This is a genomic window from Rhizobium leguminosarum (assembly GCF_019798305.1).
Lineage (GTDB): Bacteria > Pseudomonadota > Alphaproteobacteria > Rhizobiales > Rhizobiaceae > Rhizobium > Rhizobium leguminosarum_U.
Genome location: NZ_JAAXDD010000005.1, coordinates 280789 through 298427 on the forward strand (window position 1 = coordinate 280789; position 17639 = coordinate 298427).

Annotated in this window: 15 protein-coding genes; 8 read left to right on the forward strand and 7 right to left on the reverse strand. The window is 57.8% G+C overall.

Annotated features, from left to right (window positions below; translation table 11 throughout):
- The 4 genes from HFO99_RS11425 to HFO99_RS11440 form a co-directional block, all read right to left on the reverse strand.
- Window positions 1-1482: a lipopolysaccharide biosynthesis protein gene (locus HFO99_RS11425; RefSeq protein ID WP_222361245.1), complete on the reverse strand. Its 1482-nt coding sequence runs from the start codon at window positions 1480-1482 to the stop codon at window positions 1-3.
- Between the two features lie 79 nt (window positions 1483-1561).
- On the reverse strand, window positions 1562-2806 hold the full coding sequence (locus HFO99_RS11430; protein WP_222361247.1) for a glycosyltransferase family 4 protein: 1245 nt from the start codon (window positions 2804-2806) through the stop codon (window positions 1562-1564).
- Complete coding sequence (locus HFO99_RS11435) at window positions 2803-4149, reverse strand: glycosyltransferase family 4 protein (RefSeq protein WP_261323098.1); 1347 nt, start codon at window positions 4147-4149, stop codon at window positions 2803-2805. Before HFO99_RS11435 ends, HFO99_RS11430 begins: the two co-directional genes overlap by 4 nt.
- Complete coding sequence (locus tag HFO99_RS11440; RefSeq protein WP_409994931.1) at window positions 4149-4886, reverse strand: Crp/Fnr family transcriptional regulator; 738 nt, start codon at window positions 4884-4886, stop codon at window positions 4149-4151. Before HFO99_RS11440 ends, HFO99_RS11435 begins: the two co-directional genes overlap by 1 nt.
- A 473-nt stretch (window positions 4887-5359) precedes the next feature.
- Between HFO99_RS11440 and HFO99_RS11445 the strand changes: the two genes are divergently transcribed.
- From HFO99_RS11445 to HFO99_RS11465, 5 genes are all read left to right on the forward strand, one after another.
- Window positions 5360-6061 (forward strand): sugar transferase, encoded by a 702-nt coding sequence (locus HFO99_RS11445; protein ID WP_222331132.1) that lies wholly within the window; start codon window positions 5360-5362, stop codon window positions 6059-6061.
- Window positions 6062-6177: 116 nt separating this feature from the next.
- A complete protein-coding gene (locus tag HFO99_RS11450) occupies window positions 6178-7944 on the forward strand; it encodes a GumC family protein (protein WP_222361252.1) in 1767 nt (588 codons plus the stop codon).
- Complete coding sequence (locus HFO99_RS11455; protein WP_222361254.1) at window positions 7941-8963, forward strand: glycosyltransferase family 2 protein; 1023 nt, start codon at window positions 7941-7943, stop codon at window positions 8961-8963. Before HFO99_RS11450 ends, HFO99_RS11455 begins: the two co-directional genes overlap by 4 nt.
- A gap of 5 nt (window positions 8964-8968) precedes the next feature.
- Complete coding sequence (locus HFO99_RS11460) at window positions 8969-10351, forward strand: polysaccharide biosynthesis/export family protein (protein ID WP_222361256.1); 1383 nt, start codon at window positions 8969-8971, stop codon at window positions 10349-10351.
- A gap of 125 nt (window positions 10352-10476) precedes the next feature.
- Complete coding sequence (locus tag HFO99_RS11465) at window positions 10477-11946, forward strand: hypothetical protein (protein ID WP_222331128.1); 1470 nt, start codon at window positions 10477-10479, stop codon at window positions 11944-11946.
- Window positions 11947-12134: 188 nt separating this feature from the next.
- On the opposite strand, the gene HFO99_RS11470 is transcribed toward HFO99_RS11465, so the two are convergent.
- On the reverse strand, window positions 12135-12434 hold the full coding sequence (locus HFO99_RS11470) for a hypothetical protein (protein WP_064247357.1): 300 nt from the start codon (window positions 12432-12434) through the stop codon (window positions 12135-12137).
- Window positions 12435-12741: 307 nt separating this feature from the next.
- Between HFO99_RS11470 and HFO99_RS11475 the strand changes: the two genes are divergently transcribed.
- Together HFO99_RS11475 and HFO99_RS11480 are read left to right on the forward strand one after the other, a co-directional pair.
- The gene (locus HFO99_RS11475; protein ID WP_222361258.1) at window positions 12742-13653 is read left to right on the forward strand and encodes a glycosyltransferase family 8 protein; all 912 of its coding nucleotides are present in this window, start codon (window positions 12742-12744) and stop codon (window positions 13651-13653) included.
- 132 nt (window positions 13654-13785) lie between these two features.
- A complete protein-coding gene (locus tag HFO99_RS11480) occupies window positions 13786-14808 on the forward strand; it encodes a glycosyltransferase family 2 protein (protein WP_222361260.1) in 1023 nt (340 codons plus the stop codon).
- A gap of 181 nt (window positions 14809-14989) precedes the next feature.
- Here the strand turns inward: HFO99_RS11480 and HFO99_RS11485 are convergent, their stop codons facing one another.
- Window positions 14990-15742, reverse strand: coding sequence for a Crp/Fnr family transcriptional regulator (locus tag HFO99_RS11485; RefSeq protein WP_222361262.1), 753 nt, complete (start codon window positions 15740-15742; stop codon window positions 14990-14992).
- A 453-nt stretch (window positions 15743-16195) separates the two neighbouring features.
- On the opposite strand from HFO99_RS11485, the gene HFO99_RS11490 reads away from it, so the two are divergent.
- Window positions 16196-16852 (forward strand): sugar transferase, encoded by a 657-nt coding sequence (locus HFO99_RS11490; RefSeq protein WP_222361264.1) that lies wholly within the window; start codon window positions 16196-16198, stop codon window positions 16850-16852.
- Window positions 16853-16919: 67 nt separating this feature from the next.
- Here HFO99_RS11490 and HFO99_RS11495 read toward each other — a convergent pair whose 3' ends face one another.
- Complete coding sequence (locus HFO99_RS11495; RefSeq protein ID WP_222361266.1) at window positions 16920-17216, reverse strand: hypothetical protein; 297 nt, start codon at window positions 17214-17216, stop codon at window positions 16920-16922.
- Window positions 17217-17639: the final 423 nt, after the last annotated feature.

Here is a 17639-nt window from a genome sequence, read left to right on the forward strand (position 1 = left end):
TCAAAAGGTGAGAACCCCGTTTCGTCGCGGCATGAGCCTGTGGACGACGATGGTCTCGATGCCGTCGGGCCTTCCGACAACCTGCCACAGCAGCAGCGCGAAGGCCCAGAAGATCGCGACGGCCGCCCCGCCGCAAAGCGCCAGGCTGACGATAAGGTTGAGGCCGACAGGCATGGCGGCGAGCATCGGCGCCATCCACAGCAGGAAAGCGATCATCGGCAAGCTCGCGGCCAGAGGCCGTAAAAAGGCATGCAACTGAGCGGCAAACGTCGCACCGATCAGCTGCCGCGTGATGATGAGCGATGCGGCATAGGCGACAAGCACCGCCACGATCCGTGCGCCCAATGCTCCTGCCACCTGAAAATAGACAATGCCCAGGACGGTGACCGGAACCCTGACGGCGAACTCGGCAAACATCCGGAGAGCGAGATAACGGGTTTTATTCAGGACCATGGCCAATGGCGGCATCATATTCGTCGGAAGACCGAGCAGACTGACGATGCACAGCCATTGCAGAATCGGCGCGGCGGATGCCCATTTCTCGCCAACGATGATCCGTACGGCCGGCTCGGCAAGAAGCGCGAGCGTGATGAGGATGGGCGCGGCCACGAAGGTGATCGCGTTCGTCGCCTTCAAATAGGCAGTGATCAGATTACGACGGTCATCGACGGTCGAGAATGCTGCCATCAGCGGGCGCAACAATGGCCCAACAAAGGTCTGGTATGGAATACCGGCAATATTGTCGGCGACGCTGAAGGCGCCGAACGTCGACAAGCCGGTAAAGCGTGGCAAAAGCAGCCGGTCCAGTTGCCAGTTGATCGAACTCAGCACCTGCGACACGGTGTTCCAGCTGATCATGTCCTGAAAGTGCTTCCACTCGGAAAGGCTGAACCTCGGTCGCATCGGTGCAAAGACATAGGAGGTGATCGCAGCGGCGGTCGGGCCTGCAACCGCGCCGATCGCCAGTCCCCAATAGCTGCCGGTCGCAACCGCCACCCCGACACCGAACAGCAGTGTCGAACCCTTGGTGATGAGATCGAGTGCGAACTCGCGTTTGAAATCGAACCGCTGCATGAACAGAACCATGCGGGGGCTGATCACACTGCGCATCGCAGGCGCGATGGAGAGCACGGCGACAAGCGAGAAAAGCCGGGAATCGTCATAGATCAGAGCCATCGGCCAGGAAATGATCATCATCAGTATGCTGATGGCCACGCCTCGAAGCAGGCTGAGGGTAAGGGCCGTGGCAAACATATCGTCCGAAGGCGACGGCTGGCGCATCAGGGCCTGCGTCAGCGGCAGGTCCAGGATTGTCTCCACGATGACCAGAACCGAGGTCGCGATGGCGACAAGGCCGAAATCCGCCGGGCTCAAAAGCCTTGCGAGGATCAGGAGGCTGACGAAATCGAGCAGTCGCGCCAGGAATTTACCGCCGATTGTCCAGATACTCGCCGTCGCCGTCTTCTGAGATACGCTTGACATGATCTATCTTCTATTCCTCATCGACGGATTGAGACGGTTTCGGTCCCAGCGGCAAGACAGGCAACTCCGTCCTTTTCCGTCAGTCCGGCCGTCTTCTGAAGACCTCGGCGGATCGGTCGCCATGGGTGGACAGTTGTTGTTCGATCAGGCTGGACAGACAGTCGCGGAACACGGCGGAAGAGAATTTCAGCGAGTGCGCGCGGATGGCATTCGAATCGATATCGTCCTCCACCTCTTCGAACGCCGCCATCGTTTCCAACAGAGCTTCCGTGGTCTGCTGTGCAAAGCGAAAACCGACCTGCGGCGAGGAAACGGTTTCTCTGGCGCCGCCGGCGTCGAAAGCCAGGACCGGCCGCCCCGATGCCATGGCTTCCACCGGAAGGATGCCGAAATCCTCCGTGCCGGGAAACAACAGCGCGCGGCATCGCGACAGGTGGTCGCGCAGAACGTTGAACGGCTGATGGCCGAGAAACTCAACGGTCGGTCCGGCGATCGACTTCAGATAAGCCAATTGTTCTCCCTCGCCGATCACGACCAGCTTCCGCCCGGCCTCGGTGCAGGCGCGAACGGCAATATCCGGCCGCTTGTAGGTGGTCAGCTGACCCGCATAGAGATAGAATTCGCCTTTTCCCTTCCCCACCGCAAAATCGTCCGTCGCAACGGGCGGATGGATGACGATGGATTCCCGGTCGTAGAAGCGGCGGATGCGGCTTGCGACATAATCGGAATTGGCGACGAACACATCGACTCGCGAGGACGTCGTCACGTCCCAGGCGCGCAGCATGGGCGCGGTGATCGACATCAAAGCGCGCCCAACCCAGGGCAGGCCATGACGATAGACATGGAACTGATCCCAGATGTAGCGCATCGGCGAGTGGCAGTAGCAGACATGCAGCGCGTCGGCGCGCGTGATGATGCCCTTGGCGGGGCCGGATTCACTCGACAGCACGAGATCGTAGTCCTGCAGATCGAACTGCTCGAGCGCGAAGGGCATCAGCGGCAGCATCTTGGTATAATGCCGTTGCGCGCCGGGAATCTTCTGCAGGAAGGAGGTGCGGATGTTCCGCGTCTTCAGAAAATCGCTGATGCGATCCCGGTTGCAGACGAGGGTGAAGATGTCGGCCTGCGGAAACATGCGGCACAGCTCTTCGACGACTTTCTCGCCGCCACGCATCGAAACGAGCCAATAATGCACGATGGCGACACGAAGCTGCTTTGTGTCGCTCGCGCCTCCGGCATCAGTGACACGTCTTTTCGCCATGACAGGCGCATCGCCGAGAAATGCCCTCGCGTCGGGAAGAGAGGTTGTTGCTTTGAGAGTCAACTCGATACTCCTTGTATCACCACACCGTCTGTCAGCTCGGGAACCGCATTCGCCGAAATCAGGCTCTGGTATTCGGCAAGAAGCGCGTCGCGCCATTCCTCGTGTGTCGACGCAAGATCCGGCGATAGCCGGAAAGCCCGCTCGCTCGTGGCGCGGACCTCGTGCCTCGGCATTTGGCTAAATCGCGTCAAAGTATCGGCAAAGGCGCTTTCGTCAGCCGTATCGCAGGCAAGCGCCATGCCGGCTCTTTGCATTTCCTCGGCGAGAAAGGCGCTGCGCGACATGATGACCGGCAGACCGCTCCTGGCCGCTTCGATAGCGACGAGACCGAACGGCTCGGGATAGCGCGACGGCATCAACAGTGCGCGCGCCTTGCGGATGATCGGGCCGATCTCGGCATGCGACTGCCAGCCGACGGCCCTGACGTGATCTCCCGAAGCGGCGACCAGCGGCATCAGCGGCCCGTCCCCGATCACGCAGAGCCGGACGCCGGCTTTGCGCGTGGCGGCCAGCGCGTCTTCTATGCCCTTCTCCTCATCCAGCCTCCCGATGAAGACGAACTCGTCGTTGGCCTCCGCCTCGATGCGTTTGATGGATAGCGGAGCGACGGGATTGCGGATCGTCGTCAGGCGTTCGGGCCGATATCCGGCGCCGACGAGAAAGCCAGCCATCTTCTCGTGCAGCAGGATGATCCGGCCGAAATCGGCCTGATCCTTCAGCAGCCGCAGGATATTGGAGCCGCGGGCGACCCGCCACAATTTGTGCGAATAACTTCTCTTGTCGCAAGCCGTCGCAATGCAGCTTCCGCCGAGCGGGCGCCGAAGGCAGATCTCCTGCGCCTGATAGTCGAAGAAGGCGCCGTTGGGGCAGGCGGTAAAGAAATCATGCGCGTGAACCACGCATCGTCCGGCGACCGGCGCCAGTGCTTTGAAAATCGCCGGAGACAGGATCTGGTGCCAGCCATGGACATGGTAGACGGTATTGGCGGTGTCGTTTGCGGCAACCCAGTTCGCGACCATACGGACAGCGGCGCCATTATGAATGCCGGTCACGAAAGCCTTCGCACGCTCGGCGCTGAGCAGGTCGCGGCTGTTCAGACCGACCATCGAAACCCCGAGCGCGACAAGCTCCACATTGGCGGCGTCATCCCCGCAAATATAGGTCACGGGGATGTCGAGCCCCCGAAAAAGCTTGGCCGACAGCACCGCCAGCGCCGTCGCGCCGCCTCTGGCCACCGAGTAGTCGTCGATGATGACCACGCGATCGATCTTTGTCGTGCCTGGGCCGGGAAAGCGGCCGACGCTTGCTGCGGATCGGAGAGCCTCGGGAAGCGATGGGCGCATCACTTCACCGAAACCGCGCCGTTGGCACAGGCCTCCAGCGCCGTGCGGTTGAGAATGCGGATCTTGCCTTGCCCCCCGTCGATGATCTTGCTTTCCCGCAGGCGCCGCAGGCATTGATTGACCTTCTCGCGGGACGCCGGCAGCGTCGCGGCCAGGTCATTTTGCGAGATGATTAATTCGTCGCCGCTATTTGCCGCATCTTTTCCATAAACAGAAGAGAGCCGCAGCAGCGTGCTGGCCAGCCTCGACTGCAGGCTCGACGCCGCATTGGCAATGATCCGGAGTTCAAGCTCTGAAATACGCGCCAGCGCCCTGGAGAAAACCTTTTCGCGAAAGCAGGGATCGCTGGCGTACATGTCGCGCAGCAGCCTGCCTTCGAAGAAATGCAGTTCGCAGTTGGAACCGGCGCGGTATTCGAGACTCAACGTCTGCCTACGCAGGACCTCGAGCTCGCCGATGAGGCCGGATTTCGGAATAATCTCGACGATGAATTCCCTGCCGTCGGGCAGCATCGTGCTGGCGCTGACCACCCCCGAATGGACGCGCGCGAAGGTATCAACGAGGACGCCGGCCCCGGCGATGACTTCGCCGCGCCGGAATCGCCGGACGCTCGACCGGCAGGAAAGAAATTCGTCGTCGATGACGATGCGGCTGTTGAGATGAATGCTGCCGTTAGCCGATATCGCCGGCTTGACGATGCCGGCCTTGCGATCTGATGTGTGTGTCGCCCCATCCATGCGCATAACTCCGAGTACGCGAATAACCATAGAAAATGCTGCACCGCATCATTTATATTGCCTTAATATGAGAGTCAAATAACATCACAGGAATTTAACGTAAAGATAAAGCATCTATTTGGTTCAAAAACAAAATATACATCATGAACTGAATTCAAAATCTCAATGAAGCTAAAAAACTGCCGTTTGATCGAATATGACTGCCTAATAAAATGGCTTATTGAATTAAAAACGGCAATAATCGAAATGATGATATCAAAACTGATAAATAAGAATCAGCAAATAATCGCTCCGAATTAGGTTAGATTGTCGTTTGAAATGAAAAGAAGGCCATCAAGGTGTAATCCAAATTCGCTATTGCCCGTTAGTAGCATAAAGAATTTATTAAGGATTATGACCTTGGTAACAGACAACCAGAGTGCGGCGCAGCAAACTTTGAACGGTTCTTAATCGGAATGTTTTGGAGACCACCGATGACATGGGATGCACATAGTTTCGAGGCCTGGTCGCGTGTCGGACGGTCCGCGAAAGACGGCGATCTCCATTCGTCCCGGCCTCGTGCGGCAGGCAGATCGTCGAAGCGCGCGATAGACCTTCTCATCGCAATCACGGCGCTGATCCTGCTTTCGCCGCTTCTGTTGATCGTCGCAATAATCGTGAAGATAAGCGACCGCGGCCCGGTCTTCTATTCCCATACGCGTATTGGCGTCGGTGGAGCGCCGTTCGGGTGCCTCAAGTTTCGCACGATGAAAACCGACGCGGGTGCTCAACTTGCCGAATTGCTGCAAAACAACCCGGCTGCGCGAAGCGAATGGGAAGAGACACGCAAGCTGAAGGACGATCCGAGGGTCACAGCCGTCGGAGAGATCCTGAGGCGGTCGAGCATCGACGAACTCCCCCAGCTGATCAATATCGTGCGTGGCGACATGAGCCTTGTCGGCCCCCGGCCGATCACGGCCGAGGAATTGCCGCGCTACGGCGAGCATATTTGGGCCTACATGGCCGTCCGCCCGGGCCTGACCGGTCACTGGCAGACCAGCGGGCGCAACGATGTCAGTTATGAGTACCGGGTTTCCCTCGACGTTCACTATCTCGACAACTGGTCGCTCGGCCGGGACTTCGTCATCATTGCTAAGACCATTCCCGCTCTGTTTTCGCAGCGCGGCTCGTACTGAGCATTCAAGGGGAAGCTGCCGACCATGCTTGAAATCGGAAGACACGCTGCCCCCGTCCCCTCCAAGCCGCCACTCCCTGGTTGCTCCGTGATCTCGCCATTTTGGATTAGGACGACATGACCTCAAGCACGATCTTCAGCGGTGTTTCTCCGATATCTCTGCCTGCCGCAGCCACTGGCGGGAATTCGCCGCTGACCTTGCGAGATATGCTCTTCTTTCTCGGGATGCGCTGGCGGTGGATTGTGGCGACGACGCTCGTTTTCCTCGCAATGGCGGGGATCTATGTGCTGAGCGCCGAGCCGACTTTCGTTGCCAGCACGCAACTTGTGATCTTCCCGCAGGTGAGCGGCACCGAAGCACAAAGGTCTTTCGCAGAAGACGCATTCATAGAGGGACAGCTGGAGATCGCCAGATCCAGCGATGTCATCAGCGAAACGGTAAGGGCGCTTGGTCTCGATACCGATCCCGACTTTGTCGATCAGGCGCCTTCGCTGCAGGATAGGGCAAAGAACTGGTTGATGGGGATTTCTTCTGAATCGGATACGGAATCGCAGGAAGCAGTAGGCACAGGGCCGCGTGACAGACAGCCGCAACTGCAGATCGAGGACGGGCGGATCCATGATCGGGCGGTCGCCACGCTGCTGAACATGATGGGAGTACGCCGGATCGGGAGTTCGACGATCATCGAGATATCGGCTGCAGCGTCGACCCCGCAGCAGGCCGTCGACATCGCCGACACGCTGGCCAGGCAGTATATCCAGAAGAATATCGCAATGAAGGCCAATGCGTCCCGGCAATACAGCGAATGGCTGACCAGATTCGTAAGCGAGCAGCAGCGCGGACTGGCCGAAGCTGCCAGTGCCCTGGCAAGCTTCACGAGCAATCCGCGCGATCAGTTCAAGCTTGCGGAGCTGCAGAGCGCGACTGACGCCCGCCGCACCCTCTATGAAAATACCTTAAATCAGCTGACCGAAGCCAGGCAGCGCATCACCTACCCGGTGTCGGATGCCACGATCGTCTCTCGGGCCACCCTGCCTCTTTCGAAAGCCAGACCACGCAGCGCGCTCATCATCGCCTTTGCGGCGGCGGTTGGTCTTGGCGTCGGCTTCGCACTCGCCATGATCAGGCACGCTGGCGATCGCCGAATCATCCGCCCCCATCAGATCGCGGAAGCCGGTGGACTGCCCTTTGTCACTTTGCTGGCGACATCGAGGCGGATCCGCAATGGTCATCCTGCACGTTTCCTCGCCGCCGGTACTGGCAGCAGCAGCACAGCCGCCTATCCTGTCATACCGGGCATGGCGGAACTGAGCGCGACGGTCGTCGGTCTTCGGCGCAAACGCCGGGTCGTCATTGGAATCGTCGCCGTCAATCCCGGCGGCGGGGCGTCGACCATAGCATGCGAACTTGCGGTACTGTCCTCCATATCAGGCGCTCACACGCTGCTGATCGATGCAGCCGCACAGAATTCGTCGCTCAGCAAATCGATCGCCCCCCATAGTTCCACAGGCCTCGTCGATGTTCTCGAAAATGGCGAACTGTTCCAGGCGGCGGCATTGCCCCTCACCCCGACGCTGAAATTCCTTCCCCTCGGCAAAGTCGAAGCGGTGACGCCAGCCATACGCCTCAGTTCCCGCCGTACGCAGTTGAGTTTCGCCGACCTGAAAAAGGAGTTCGACGCCATATTCGTCGACATTTCCGCATTCTCCGCGTCGCCGGATGCCAATGCGATCGCGCCGGAACTGGACGGTGTCCTCGTGGTCACGTCGCACGGGCGCACCTCGATCGACGACACTATGCGCGTCATCGACACCCTGCGGAATGTCGGCGCGGAGATCCTCGGCGCGATCATCAATCATGCACCGAAAAGAATAGAGTCATGACCTCATCTTCGGCAGAAGCAACCAGGCAGGACAGCCCGATCGGACCGGCGCCTGTTCCTTGCGGCGCGGAAGCCATGACGGGGCACGCGAGCCGCCCATTGCGAATGGCCGTGGGGATCGCTTCGGCCGGCCGGCCCTCGATACTGCGGGAGACGGTGGATTATCTCATGGCCCTGCAGTATCAGGCCCAGCGGCTGATCGTCTGCGTGCCCTTGATCGACGACGCAGCCGGGCTCGCCGACCGCCGCGACGTGGAAGTCATTGTCGGCAGCCGCGGCCTGACCTCTCAGCGCAACAGGATCATCCAGGCGGCCGCTGCCGATACGGATGTTCTGATCTTCCTGGATGACGACTTCATTCCCGCCGTGACCTTCCTGTCGCGGATGGCGGCTGTCTTTGCGGCAAACCCCGACGTGGCGATCGCCACCGGCGAAGTTCTGGCCGATGGCATCCTCGACGGCGGCCTCAGCATGTCAAACGCCCTGCAGGTTCTTGAAACTGCGGCCGAAGGAGCCGTGCAGGTGACGGATGTCTATAACGCCTACGGATGCAATATGGCGGTTCGCCTCTCACCCATTATCGAGCACGCGCTGGCCTTTGATGAACAATTGCCGCTCTACGGCTGGCTCGAGGATGTCGATTTCAGCCGGTCCATCGCCCGCTATGGCAGGTCCGTCCGTGTCGAAGGTGCCCGCGGGGTGCACCTCGGCGTCAGATCCGGGCGCCAGTCCGGCCGAAGACTCGGCTATTCGCAGGTTGCCAATCCTGTCTACCTGACCCGGAAGGGCACGATGTCGAAGGGCCGTGCCGTTGCACAGATCGGCCGTAACATCCTGGCGAATACGCGAGGCCTATTGTTCAATGATCGCTTGATCGACCGTTGGGGACGTTTGAACGGCAATTTGCTGGCCCTGTCCGATCTTCTTATCGGCCGCGCCTCCCCGTCGCGCATTCTCGAATTCGGCAATCCCTCGCCGCGCGAGATGCCTTCGCCGCCGATCGCAACGAAACGGAGATAGCAGACATGCAGCGCACATCCTTGTCCGATCGCCTCATCTCCGCCGCCCTTGCCTTGCTGGTATCCTCCTGCGTGACCGGCTGGAGCGTCGCCCATGCGGAAAACTATACGCTCGTGCCGGAAGATCAGGTGCGACTGCGTGTCGTCGAATGGCGATCTTCGGATGCCCGGTATGCCAGCTGGGAGGCGCTCGGCGGGACATATACAGTCGATGACGCCGGCAATCTGGCGATTCCGATCGCCGGCCAGGTGCAGGCGATCGGTAAGACGACGGAACAGGTTTCGGATGCGATCGCCACTGCGCTCTCCGAAAAGGCCGAACTGCCGGGAAAACCGTTCATCGCGGTGGAGATCGCTCAACATGCACCGATCTTCGTAACCGGAACCGTGCAAACTCCTGGGCGCTATGCTTTTGAGGCCGATATGACGGTCATGAAGGCTGTCAGCATCGCTGGCGGCTTCCTTCGGGAGCGCGAGGAAAATACCGTCTTCGAGCGCGACCGGATCCAGGCCGCCGGCGCCTATCGAACCGCCATTCTCAACCGGCGCGATCTTCTGATGCGCCAGGCGCGGTTGCGCGCCGAGATTGCCGGCGAACAGAGTTTCGAGATCCCTGCCGAACTCGCCGGAACGCCGGATGTGGACAAGCTGAAGGCGCAGGAATTGAACCTGATGCGGCTGCGACGCGTCGATATCGAAAGCCATATCGAAGCAGCAAGCGACCTCAGCCGTCTTTACGGCCAGCAGGTCCAGTCTCTCGAGGCCAAGATCAATTCGCAAAAACGGCAGATCGACCTGGCGCAGAAGGAACTGGACAATGTCAACAGCCTGGTGAGCAAGGGCTTGGTCAGCAATTCCCGTCAGGTCTCGGTCGACCGCGGGGTCGCGGATGCGCAAGGCACCCTGATCGATCTCGAAGTCGCCCTGACCACGGCTCGCCAGGGGCTCAGCGAAGCCGACCGCTCGAAGATCAATATCGTCAACCGGCAGAACAGCGAAAACCAGGAACTGCTGAACCAGGTCAATCTGGCGATCGGCAGGGCGGCGATCGATATCCAGGTGGCCCAGCTTCTGGGCGAGCAGGCTGGCTACAGCGCGCAGCTCGCCCAGATGAATACGGAAACGCCGGGTCTCGGCAGAGCGCAGAAGAACTACAGGATCGTGCGTCGCAACGAAGACGGGACTTACCGCAACATCGAGGCGGACGAGACGACCACCTTGCGGCCGCATGATGTCATCGAAATCGGCATCGACACCGACCTTCAGACGCCGTCGCCTCCACTGCAGCTGCAGTCCGCACCGCAGCAAAGCTCGACCGTCCCGCTGTCGAATGTGGCAGGCGATAATCAAGCGGCTGCCGGCTGGATATCCCAGACGGGATCAAATTAGGGGGCTGTTGTGAGCATCGACGACAGATGGCGGCTTCCGCCTCAAGCATGGCGCCGAAAGGCGGATGCCGGTCTTCGGCAAAACCGATGCCTCAGCCGCTCGCCATCCGGATCGGGATCTGAAGCGTGTCGATAGAACCGATCGGTTTCATCGTTCTGCTGCTCGGCCTGCTTGGCATGGTCAACGGCGCGCGTTTTGCGGTCGCGACCCTTTGCCTGTCGACGCTGCTGGGGGCCGCAGCGGCTCTCCAATTGCCGGCGCTCGGCGGCAGCAGCATCCAGCCAAGCCATCTACTGGTACTTTTTCTCGTGGCCGCCGCCCTGCTGCGCCCGGCTCAAACACAGGCCATGCTGGCCAGCCTCGCCTATCCGGGTCCCGGTTTCTGGTTTGCCTGCTACATCCTGTTTTCCGTGGCATCGTCTTTCTTCTTGCCCCGCATCTTTGCGGGCGCGACCCTGGTCTACTCCTCTGCACGAGACGCCACGGGCATGATGTCGACGGTGGCCGCTCCCCTGTCGCCGGGTTCGTCCAATCTCAGCCAGTCCGTCTATCTGCTCGGCGATCTCGCCTGCTTTGCCGCCATCTCGGGGCTTACCAGGCTCGGATATGCCCGTTTCATCGCACTGCAGTTGATCGTGGCCTCGATCGCATGTTTTGTCCTGGCGTTGGTCGATATCGGAACCTTCCTAACCGACCAGTCCTACCTGCTCGATGTCATCAGAAATGCGAATTATACGATGCATACGGCCGAGACGATCAGCGGCTTTAAACGCATCGTCGGTTCGTTCCCCGAAGCAAGCACTTATGGCGCGGTCGCATTGGCCTATTTTTCCTTCGCGCTCATGCTTTGGCTGGAGCGCGTCCAGAGCCGCATGGCGGGACTTGCAACACTTTTCATCGGCCCGACGATCGTCCTTTGCACATCGACAACCGCCTATATCGCCGGCATCTTCATTGTCTGCATGTTCGTGCTGTATTGCTTGAAACGACTGATCGGCGGCCCGGCCACGACCCCGCACGTGACACTCCTGGTGATCACGCTGTTCTTGATTCCCTGCGCCATCGTCGCGCTCAGCCTTGTCCCCGATGCGTGGGATTCCATCGCCGGCCTGGTGAACACCACCTTGTCGGACAAGCTACAATCGCAATCCGGCGAAGAGCGCACTGCCTGGAACACGCTTGCATTGATCGCATTCGTCGATACGGCCACCTTCGGCGCCGGGCTCGGCACGGTTCGAGCTTCGAGCTTCATCGCTGCATTGCTTTCCAATGTCGGATTGACCGGCACTCTTCTCTTCGCCGCCTTCCTGTACAGCCTCGTGAGAGCCTCCGGCCGGCATAGGTCAGGCGATCGGGAGATGCACGCAATCGGAAACGCGGCGGTGATGGCATCCATCGCTCAGGTCGCCTCGGCGGCGATATCGGGAAGCGGCACCGATCTCGGTTTGCTGTTTAGCACCACGGCCGGCCTGGCGGCCGGCTGCCTGGCGGCAACCAATACCTCGCCACGCCGCGCGACCCGATCGCTTGCCAACCAGATTCCATTGGGGACATCGACATCTCTGATGAGAGCGCCGATGTTTTCAACACGATGACGCCCGCTGTGGAGCTCCGCCATGGCGTAGCATGGCAATCTCATCAAGCCGTTGGCGTGCCGGCACGGGGCCGAAGCTGGCCGGTCACGCCGCATCTTTCAAGAATCGCCTGTAAAAACAAACTGGCGAACGAACGCCGCCCTGCAAGGCCATCCGCAGAGGGCTGTGCGGCGAATACTATGTCGATATTAGCCTTGCGGGCGCTCACGGGTGGTCGCGACGCTATCTGCAGCAGAATTGTTTTCCCGCAGCCTGGCACTGCGTCGCAAAAACCCCGAGAGGAACACGCCCGCCAGATAGCCGATTTCCATGAACGAGAGAATGGCGACACCGAAGAGGATTGCCGCAATCACCGAAGACCCGTCGGCGAAAGCCACACTGCCGAAGCCGATTGCCACGAGAAATGCAAAAATTGCGAAAGCCCAGGCGCGGATAGAAGCCCCGGCAGCGATCGAAATGACGGCTGCCACAAGTATGGTGATCAACATGACAATCCCCCTCCCCTCCGCATTCCACCAAACGTCCCGGCACCAATCGTCGTACCGCGAAACGATATGTCGAAACACAGCCTTATGACAGACAAGGCATTCTTCATAATGAATACCTCAACAATGAAACGCACAAAAGCCGCCGTCAGCCAGACACCGATTCAGCACCATTGGACCGGATGTCGTCAATATATACTGAACAGGGCCTTCATATGACAGAGCTGTCGGCTCAATTCACAACTGTTCGCTGGCCTCGCAAAGACAATGCCGATTCAATCGTATTGCGCACAATCGGAAGGGTGATGACATGAACAATCAGTGCGTCGTCTACGTCACGGATGTCGAATATTCATTTCCGACCATTCTCTCGGCTCTTCAGGCTCGCAAATTCGCAAGCCCCGCGACCGATGTCTGCGTCCTCATGTCGGAACATCTCGACAATTTCGAAGAGCTGAAAGCCCTGCTCGCAACGAACGGGGTCATATTGATCGATGCGACTGAGGCGCTGCAGGACTCGCTCGGCAAGCTCGACAGTTCGCATTTCCAGGGACGCATCAGCGTCAGCACGATGGCCAAGCTGGTCCTTTGCGAGATCCTGCCTGCCCATTATACTCAGATCATCTACCTCGATGGGGATACCCAGATCGTCAGCAATCTGGGTGCTTTCGAAAGTGCAGTTGTGCCCGAAGGCAGGTTTTTCGCGGCGCGCGATTACACGGCGATCCATGACTTCCTCGACACCGGAAAGGACAGCCACTATTTCAATGCGGGGGTCCTGAAATTCCATCGCAACGGCTGGATCGGACAGGAGGCGCTTGAGCTTTTTGCTAGAAATCCCGAGGCCTGCGAGGGCAAACATGATCAGGGCGCATTGAATTATGTCTGCGGTTCATCGCTCATCCTCGTATCGAACCGGTGGAACTTTCCCAAACAGTTCCTTCATCTGGTGACCATGTCCTCCTTGTCGATCGTCCATTATATGGCGCATCCAAAGCCATGGCACGGAACGTTCTTTCCATGGACCGATAAAGAAAGCCAAGTGTACGTCGACCTGCGCAAAGCACATCCGATTTACAACTCGCTGTATCGCGGAATAAGCTTCGACCGTAAGATGCTGTATAAATATCGATCGATACGGGCGCGCATCGAACACGCGATTGAGAAAGACGAATTCAATCCTCGGGTTCAGAGCCTGCTGGTTGGCGATTATGCCGTATGATGATGTATTGTTGGTCCGACCTGAATGTTCGCGAAACTGAACTCAGCGTCGCCGGTCGAGCCGTGGATTTGCAGACGGCAGCGCAAGTATTCATCCATTCATTCCAGGAGTGGATAATGTTCGGGACAGAATATGAGTTATAGGGCTTCCGCCGCCAGTATCTCGCATTATGTGAAAGCCCGCCTGCGCCGGTCGCTCAAGGCTCGGCAGGTTCGCTATGACCTGCTGCGCAGCGGGCTCAAGCAGGCGCGCCACGTCGTCATCTGCGTCATCCGCGACGAAGGGCACCGGCTGGCCTTCTTCCTGCAGTATTATCGTGATCTCGGCTTCGAGCACTTCATCTGCATCGACAACGGCTCGACCGACGGCACGGCCGAGTTGCTGTCCAGCTTCGACGACGTCTCCCTTCTTTCAGCTCATGGGTCCTACAAGGCGGCGAGATTCGGAAACGACTGGATCAACGAAGTCATCAACCGGCACTGCCAGGAGAAGTGGGTCCTGTACGTCGATGCAGATGAATTTCTGGTCTATCCCCATTGCGACACCCGGCCGATCGATCAATTGACCGCCTATATCGAATCCATGGGCGGCCACTCGCTCCGCTCGGTCATGATCGACATGTATAGCCCGCATCCCGTTCTCGAGAACATCTGCGAACCCGGTCGCAACCCGCTCGAGGTCTGTAATCTTTTCGACCGATCCGGCTATGTCGCGCATTTCGACAAACGCAACTGGACAATATGGATCAAGGGTGGCGTTCGCGGGCGGGTCTACTTCCACGACCGGCTGTGGGACGGCCCCGCGCTCAACAAGATACCTCTCGTCTATGTGGCGGGTGAACGTCTGTTTCTCAAATCATCGCACCAGGTCTGGCCGCTCTCGCTGAATTTGGGCGACATGCGCGGAGCGCTCGGCGTATCCGGCGCCCTTCTGCATTTTAAGTTTCTGTCGACCTTCGTGCACAAGGTTGCCGATGCGGCACACCGGTCCCAGCATACGGAAGAATACACCGTATACTCCTCAGGCAAGGACATGGATGACTTCGTCCATGACGATACGGGGACCTACAGAAGCTGGAAAGACCTGTCCGATCACGGGCTCATACAGGGTGAGGGCTGGAAATACTGGAGGAATGCTTCCGAGACCGAAGTCTAATGCATGTCCAAAAATGCGCAGCGGTTTTGGGACGACGCGCATGAAGACAAGAGCCAACACGTCAACCCGAGCTTTCAGCCTGCATCGTCTGACTATCAACTCCCCATCAAACACAAAATCCGCCGGCGGCGGGTTCTATTGAGGCTTCTGCCGTTCCGTTTTATTTCATCGAGGCGCCGCCTCAAACGAGAGACGTCACACCCTCGGCGTAAGCTTCTAGCGCCTTCCGGTTGAGAATGCGGATTTTGCCCTGTGTCCCGTCGACCACTTTGCTCTCGCGCAAACGCCGCAGGCACTGGTTGACCTTCTCACGCGACGCCGGCAGCGTTGCGGCCAGGTCATGTTGGGAGATGATCAACTCATCGCCGCTATTCTCCGCATCCATTCTGTACAGGGCAGAAAGACGCAGCAGCGTCCGGGCCACTCTCTGCCTTAGATTCGATCCGGCATTGGCAATGATCCGCAGTTCGAGTTCGGAAACACGCGCCAGCGCCTTTGACAGGATCTTCACCTGAAATTGCGGATCGTTCGCACACAAGTCCCGCAGTAACCGACCGTCGAAGTAATGGAGTTCGCAGTCCGAGGAGGCCCGATATTCCAAGCTGAGAGACTGCTTGCGCAGCACCTGCCATTCGCCGATCAAGCCACCTTTAGGAATGATTTCGACGATGAACTCTCGTCCATCGGCAAGCGGGGTGCTTGCACTCACCATTCCGCGCTGCACGCGGGCGAACATGTCGATGAGGACACCGGCGCTGGCAATAAGCTCACCGCGACGAAACTTTCGAACACTCGAGCGGCAAAACGGGAACTCGTGATCCAAATCCCCCCGATCACCGTAAACAATACCTACAGTCCCGAAAGTAATCGCTTCGCCTATTCGCGCCGCGCTTCCTCTAGTCCTCTCGTCTCTGATGCTAATCGCCCCATCCATAAGTGCAACTCCACGCAGACTAATTAACTTACTATCTCGAGAGACATTCGTAATAAGTTGAATTAGAAAGTCAAACAGTAATAAAATAAAAATATCGTGTTGAATCTATACATAATAATGACGACCCCTCACATTTATATATCATGAACTTCATATTGAATTCTGTCATAGGCAATCCTTTGAAGCTGTACGACGATTTTTATACGATTTATGACAATTGCCCATCCGAAGAATAAAATAACAACTATAAGAATAATATCACTACATCAAATAAAGATAAATAATATTTTGGCTGCATCACCAAAAACGAAAGGTAATATTTAATATATTCACGGGAACTTCTTCAGAGTATAAAGAATTTGGTCACGATTATGACCTCGGTCACAGACATAGAACTTGCATTAAAACAAGATCTGGCTGTGATTTCTGGGGTTTAATCTAACGGAGACCCGGATGGCGGAAAAAAATCAGGGCATAAACCCGATCGAACCTTGGCGGGATTTCGCCAGGGCGCGACGGGAAAGGCGTCCATTCAATTCGTCACAATCCTATACGATCAGCAGAATTCTGAAGCGCGCATTGGACCTCATCATTGCAGCAGGGCTCTTAGTCCTTCTATCGCCGCTCCTTGTATCGGTAGCAGCCATCACAACGCTAAGTGATCGGGGGCCAATTTTCAATTCCCATCGCCGGATCGGTTATAAGGGAAAAGAGTTTGGTTGCCTTGAGTTTCGCACGATAACAGTCGACGCAACGGCCAACGCGCCCGTCACAGTCGTCGGCGATATTTTGAAACGATCGAGCCTCGACAAGCTTCCGCAATTAATCAACGTGTTGCTGGGTCAAATGAGCCTCGTCGGGCCCCGCGCCATTACCAAAGAAGAACTGTCAAATTACGGTGAACATGCTTACGCCTATATGGCCGTCCGTCCCGGCCTGACTGGCCATTGGCAGACCAGCGGGCGCAACGACGTCAGCTACCAGAATAGAGTTTCCCTCGACGTCGAGTATTTGTCCAAATGGACGCTGGCGTTGGATTTCGTGATCGTGGCAAAGACGCTCTCCGCCCTGCTTTCCCGGCACGCCTTACTGCCCAGGGTGGATTCCTAAAGCGCGTCGCAATCTTTCAGCTTCGCGCCCAGCTTAGCCGAGCATCCGGCCGGCCTCGGTCATGTCATTACCCATGAGGGCGTTTGCCCGTGACATGGGAGCGCTCAGTGATGGAGTTCTTTTTCCGGCGCTTTTGAATATGCCACAAGGAGAAGGCAAATAGACCCACCAGATAGCATATCTCCATCAATACAAGCACTTCGAGACACGAAACGACCGCCTCCGTCAAGGAGGTACCTTTCAGCAGGACCACGCCGCCCAAGGCCGCGACCACCAGAAATGCAAACATTGCAAAGGCCGAGGCGCGAATGGTCGCTCCGGCAGCGATGGAGACGGCAACCACGACGAGCGTGCTCTTCAGCATTATTCTGATCCTCTCTTCACACCTCCTTCAAGCCACCGTCAGCCCTCAACGACATGACAAAACCCAAAGTCGAAACGAAGTCCGATCAAAGTATTTTATCTATTACGGTTAAGATATTGCTAACATCCGCCCAGCAATTCGATTGAACCCCATCGGATAATATTCGACTATTCATTCAGTAGAGCGGTTCTACCGATTAAACCCAAGAAATCCTTGGATCTTGCAGTCAGAAAGATTTAGACATCGGAGGCTTATACAGGAGACAGCAATGCAGTTCCGGCCTTCTCTCGCGGAACTGAACGTTCACTTGTTGTTCCTGAAAAGATGAATTTGGGCCATAGGCTTACGCTCGAGCGCATGTGCGCTGGCAACGATCGGGCTTACGCTCGTCCGGCAAGCGCGACGGCATCAATGTTTGCGCAA